Source organism: Flavobacterium silvaticum (genome assembly GCF_012911565.1).
Classification (GTDB): domain Bacteria; phylum Bacteroidota; class Bacteroidia; order Flavobacteriales; family Flavobacteriaceae; genus Flavobacterium; species Flavobacterium silvaticum.
Genome location: NZ_JAAMPU010000084.1, coordinates 1 through 6,081 on the forward strand (window position 1 = coordinate 1; position 6,081 = coordinate 6,081).

A 6,081-nucleotide genomic window follows, 5' to 3' on the forward strand; every position below is an offset into this window, starting at 1 on the left:
CTGCGGGGAGAACTGCACCGAGGAGCAGCATGCCCAGAACCGCCGTTCGGAGTTCCTCATCGTGAAGAAATGACCCATACCATATCTTTGATACAAAAGCCGGCATCCCCGGCTTTTTTGTTTTTGTGGATAATTGTCAAAAAAAACTAATAAAACCTAAATAATAATTTAAATACAATGAAAATATTTCGGTTTAGTTAAATATTTTTTTTTAATTCCGTCATTCATAAATTTTGTTAAATTTGAGGTTCTAAACTGCATTTTTTCAAATTATTAACAAATCACTCTATGAAGAAAATTACACTCTACCTTGTAATGCTGCTCATGGGTTTTTCAGGATTTTCACAAGTTGAAACTTTTGATGAGCCAGGCGTCGTTGCACCGGCAGGACTTGGGCCATGGTTGCTTCCAGCCACCGGCACCTGGCAAATTTTGGATAATGGCGTGGGTACGACCGTAAACTGGGGCTTGAATCCACAGGACGTTTATCCAGCCCATTCAGGTACACAATGTGCCTACATGAATAGGATGAACGTCGGAGCGGGGAATACATCAGAAGATTATCTGGTTACCCCATTGCTTTCCACTCCGCAGGATGCCCAATTCAGGTTTTTCACCAGGACTACGATTGCAGGTCAATCAACCCCTAACAGTACACTTTACCAAATCAGGTCGGCGCCTGCTACGGCAGATCCTACACAGTACACATCGTTTACCACGATTGTTGCGCAATGGACAGAAAATGAGCTCACCGATAATTTTGATGTTTGGGAAGAGAAAGTAATTAATATTACGGATCCTGTAGGTACGCAGATGTACTATGCTTTTGTGAGGGTTTTCACCCAACCTACACCGGCTCCCAACGGAGATCGCTGGCTGGTTGATGACTTTAAATTTATTTCTAAATGTCTTGACGTAACCAATCTTACCGCGGCCTGTCTTTCGACAAGTACCGTTCTGAGTTGGCAAAGCCCGGGCGCGGCGACTCAGTGGGCAGTACAAGTGCTGCCAGCTGGCCAGGAATTCGACCCGAATGCGGGAACACCTATTATAGCGACTACTAATACTAATTTTACTGTAACACAAACTACTCAGCCAACCGTCGGGGATCTTGTTCCTTTGACGGATTATGTTTTTTATGTGCAGGCCTTATGTCCCGATTCCGGATCTGAATGGGTTCAGGTCGAATGTACTACTCAGGCGGCACCTCCCGAATGTGGAGGAAATTATGTCGACAGTGGAGGTGTTGACAACGAGTATTCAAATAATGAAAGTGTCACTACAACAATATGTCCGGAAACACCGGGTGATCAGGTTACCGTTACGTTTACCATGTTCAATACCGAAAATACTTGGGATGGGATATACGTTTTTGATGGAAACTCGGTAAACGCTCCAATGATACCAAGTGATCTTGGTTCAGGAAATGGTCCAATGGATACACCAGGAGGTTATTGGGGAACTGAAATTCCGGGTCCTTTTACGTCATCAAGCCCTGATGGTTGTTTGACTTTCCTATTCGTTTCTGACGGAAGCGGAACCCGTGATGGCTTTGAAAGTGATGTTACCTGTGGTCCTCCACCGCCATGTCCGAAGCCAGGATTGCTCACGGCTGTTACCGTAAATCCTACCGATGCAACTGTATCATGGGCCAACAATGGACCGGGTACGGCATGGCAGGTATTAGTTCTTCCAGCGAATGCACCTGCGCCAACCGAAACCTCAGTTGGTGTTTCGGCTACTTCTGCTTACACCATTCCAGATCTGACTTCTTCTACCTGCTATGATGTATATGTACGTGCAGATTGTAGTTCTACAGATAACGGTCTCAGTGCATGGGCAGGTCCTCTTGAAATATGTACACCGGCACTACCACCGGAGTGTGGAGGAAATTATATAGATGTAGGAGGTGTCGATGGCCCGTATCTGCCTGGCATGAATGAAATCACGACAATTTGTCCCGAAACTCCGGGAGACGTTGTTACTGTACATTTCACATTTATGGAGACTGAAGACGGATGGGATGGATTCTATGTCTTCAATGGAAATGGCATTGATGATCCAATGATACCGAGTACGAACGGTGCCGGATTCAATTTCAATTTGCAAACACCGGGAGCTTATTGGGGAACTACAATTCCGGATGATTTCCAGTCTACAAGCCCTGACGGATGTTTGACATTCCAATTTATCAGTGATGGTATTTTTGAAGAAGGCGGCTTTAATTCAACAATCACTTGTGGTCCGCCACCACCGTGTCCTAAGCCAACTGCAATTACAATCAACAGTACCACTTCTTTTGGCGCGGTAATCACCTTTACGGATAACTCGACTGCTACAAGTTGGGATATATATGCCGTTGCTTGTGGTTCTCCGGCTCCTGCAGCCGATGCAACGCCAACTGTATCAGGCGCTACTACCACTCAAAACGTTCCGGTTCCTGGATTAGAACCAGATACATGTTATGATTTTTACGTTCGTGCAAACTGTACGAATTCAGACAACGGATTTAGCGACTGGTCAGGGCCACGCTCTGCCACAACTCAGGTTGCGCCACCGGTTTGCGGCGGGCAGTATATTGATTTGGGTGGTGCAAACGGAACCTATCCGGCTAACCTGAACTCGATAGTCACTGTTTGTCCGGAAACTCCAGGAGAAATAGTAACCGTGACATTTACTTCTTTCGAAACAGACCCTCAGGCAGATGGTTTGTATGTTTATGATGGTAACTCTACTGCTTCACCACTTATAGCAAGTAACAACCCTGCAGGATTCGGTCTTTTGACACAGCCGGGTGCTTGGTGGGGAACACAGACGCTTCCTATATTCGAATCGTCTTCACCTGACGGATGTTTGACTTTCCAATTTATCAGCGACGGATTCTTTGGCCTTGACGGATTTATTGCAGACGTGACCTGTGGTCCGCCGCCGGCATGTCCTAAACCGACACAACTTCAGGCAACCAACTTTACTGTCAATTCTGCCGAATTATCATGGACAAATAACGGCCCGGCTACAGCATGGCAGGTTATTGCAGTTCCTTGCGGAAGTCCAATTCCGGCTGCTGACGATCCGAACTGGGTTGATGCAGACACAAATCCGTACACTTTAGAAGGTCTCGCTTCTTCATCCTGTTTTGATTTTTATGTAAGATCTGATTGCGGTGACGAAGATGGCGTGAGTAACCCTGCCGGTCCCAGAGAAGGAGAAACCCTTGTCGCACCACCTGAATGCGGTGGAATCTTTGTTGACAACGGAGGTTCTGATTCCTATGAGGCAAGTTCCGATTATTTTGTAACGGTTTGCCCTGAAGCAGGAGAGGTAGTCACTGTCACTTTTACATCGTTCAATACAGAAAATAACTTCGACGCACTTTATGTGTTCGACGGTCCTACTACAGCTTCGCCACAAATACTAAGTGGTAACGGTGCGGGTGCTGTTCCGGGTGGATTGGCTGGAGGTTTCTGGGGAGGAAATATCCCTGGGCCATTCCAATCTACATCGCCCGATGGTTGTTTGACATTTATGTTCAGAAGCGATACCAGCGTCCAATTGGACGGATGGGTTGCTAACGTAACATGTAGCGCTTGTCCAATTCCATTGAACCTTGTAGCAGTACAACCATATACGTTTGGTGCTGATCTGAGTTGGAATACGGTTCCGGGAGCAACGTACGATGTATATGTTGTCCCTGCCGGTTCTCCTGCACCAGATGCCAGTACAACTCCTACATTTTCAGGAGTTCCTGCGTCTCCAATGCCTTTCCATATACCTGGAGACCCTCTTACACAATTGACTGATTATGATTTCTATGTGCGTGCAGTTTGTCCGGACGGAATCGAAGAGAGCCCTTGGAACGGACCTGCCTCTTTCACGACGTTGCCAACTTGTCCGCAGCCAGTGAACATCACGTCTGCCACTACAACCGGAACAGCCACAATCCAATGGACTGAGGTTGGTCCTGCCACACAATGGGAAGTTTGGGTTGTGCCTAGTGGAAGCGCGGTTCCTATACCGGGAACAGGTAATATTGTAGTAATGGATCCGGCCGTAAACCCCATTACTTATAATACGTTAGAAGATTACGGTGTGCTTATACCGGGTCTATATGACTTCTATGTACATAGTATTTGTTCCGATACAGACTCAAGTTTGATTACCGGACCACATGAATTCTATATACTAAATGCAGATCCAATATGCGCAGAAGTTACGCCTGCCAATCCGGATATAAATGCCGATGGTGTCATTAACTTATGTCCTGGTGAGAGCTGTGTGGATTTGACAGCTACTTATGTAGATAATCATTCGACGGAAGTTTATGCGATTGAATCGATTCCATTCGCTCCACCATTCCCATTTGATGGAGGTATTGAGTTGAATATATCAACAGATGATATCTGGGGACCTGTATTTGAGCTTCCGTTTAACTTCTGTTTCTTCGGAGTAAATTATACTTCAGTAAAAGTGGGATCTAACGGAGTTGTTACATTCAACAATAACAACGATACTTTCTGTCCTTGGAATACGAATCCAGGAACAGATGTTCCAAATCCGAACTTCCCAATCCTAAATGCAATTTATGGTGTTTATCAGGATATAAATCCAGCTGTTGACACGCCTGTTACCCATACGATCAACTACCAGGTATTGGGAACAGCACCGTGTCGTGTTTTTGTAATCAATTACGTCAACATCGCACAATTCCAGTGTGAGCTTGATTCGCCTCTTCAAACAAGCCAAATCGTGCTTTATGAAACCTCAAATAATATTGAGGTATATGTTAAAGACAGAGTTTCGTGTACATCATGGAACGAAGGAGCCGGTGTAATCGGAATCCAGAATCCTGACGGTTCGGCAGGTTATACGCCGCCTGGACGTAACCTTGGAACCTGGGAAGCTCATGATGAAGCCTGGAGATTCAAGCCAGATGGAGAATCTCTAGTTACTTTCTCTTGGTTAATGGGAGATGAATTCTACAGCAGCGATACTACGATCAATGTTTGTGTAAGTGAATTGACTACCATGACAGCTCAGGCGGTTTACAATGGTTGCGGAGGTGTAATCACCACTAAAACGGCCGAAGTAATACTTTCTCCTCAGGTAATCGATGTGGAGCCGATTGAAGATGTTACTCAATGTGATCCTTACACATTGCCTGCTATAGTAGGTGCCGGTAATTATTTTACCGGACCTGATGGAACGGGAGATCCTCATTTTGCCGGTGACATTATATCCGCAACCACTCCTATGTATGTGTATGCCTTCATCACTGCAAACGGAGAAACCTGTTCAGATCAGGAAATGTTTACCATTACAATCGGTGGCCAGACAATAACTACTCCTGGAGATCAGACTGTTTGTGATGAGTACATCCTTCCGGAACTTACTAATGGTTCGTACTATGGACAGGCAGATGGAGCTGGTGATGTGATTCCGGTTGCAACACCTATTACTGAGACAGCGACTATCTGGGTCTACGCGCCTAGTGATGTTGGCTGTCCGGCACAAGGGTCATTTGTAGTTACGGTAAACCATACTCCGGTATTGGTTGATCCTGCTGTTGATATTATTCAGTGTACACCATATACTTTCCCTACACCAACTGTAGGTCACTATTATGATGGCCCTGGAGGTACAGGAAATATTCTTGACGGCACTACGGTTTCAGCTCCTGCAGATGCATTACCGGTATATTTATATGGAGCTGCAATAGCGCCGTGTGTACCTGCTGAAACAGCATTTACAATAACCATTCATAATGGTGCCGTGGCAGATGATCTTCCGGATGCCAATGCCAATTGTAGTTTCGAATTACCTGTTCTTTCTGCGGGTAATTTCTACTGGACATTGCCTGGAGGAACTGGTACACAATTGTTCGCGGGCGGTATAATCTCTACTACACAAGACATATTCGTTTATGTTCCTGCTACGGAAGATTGTCCTTCTTCTGAAACCTTCTTCACCGTTACCGTTACCCCTGCTCCTGTATTGGATGCGGTTGGTGACCTTTCGGACTGCGAGTCGATCACGTTGCCTTCATTGAGTGTTGGATCGTATTACACGGATGCGGAACACACG

At 45.7% G+C, this 6,081-nt stretch carries 1 protein-coding gene; it reads left to right on the forward strand.

Features of this window, described 5'->3' with window-relative positions; all coding sequences use genetic code 11:
* Window positions 1-288: 288 nt before the first annotated feature.
* Window positions 289-6,081 (forward strand): fibronectin type III domain-containing protein (locus G6047_RS00510; RefSeq protein ID WP_211165351.1); only part of this gene is annotated, 5,793 nt, incomplete at its 3' end.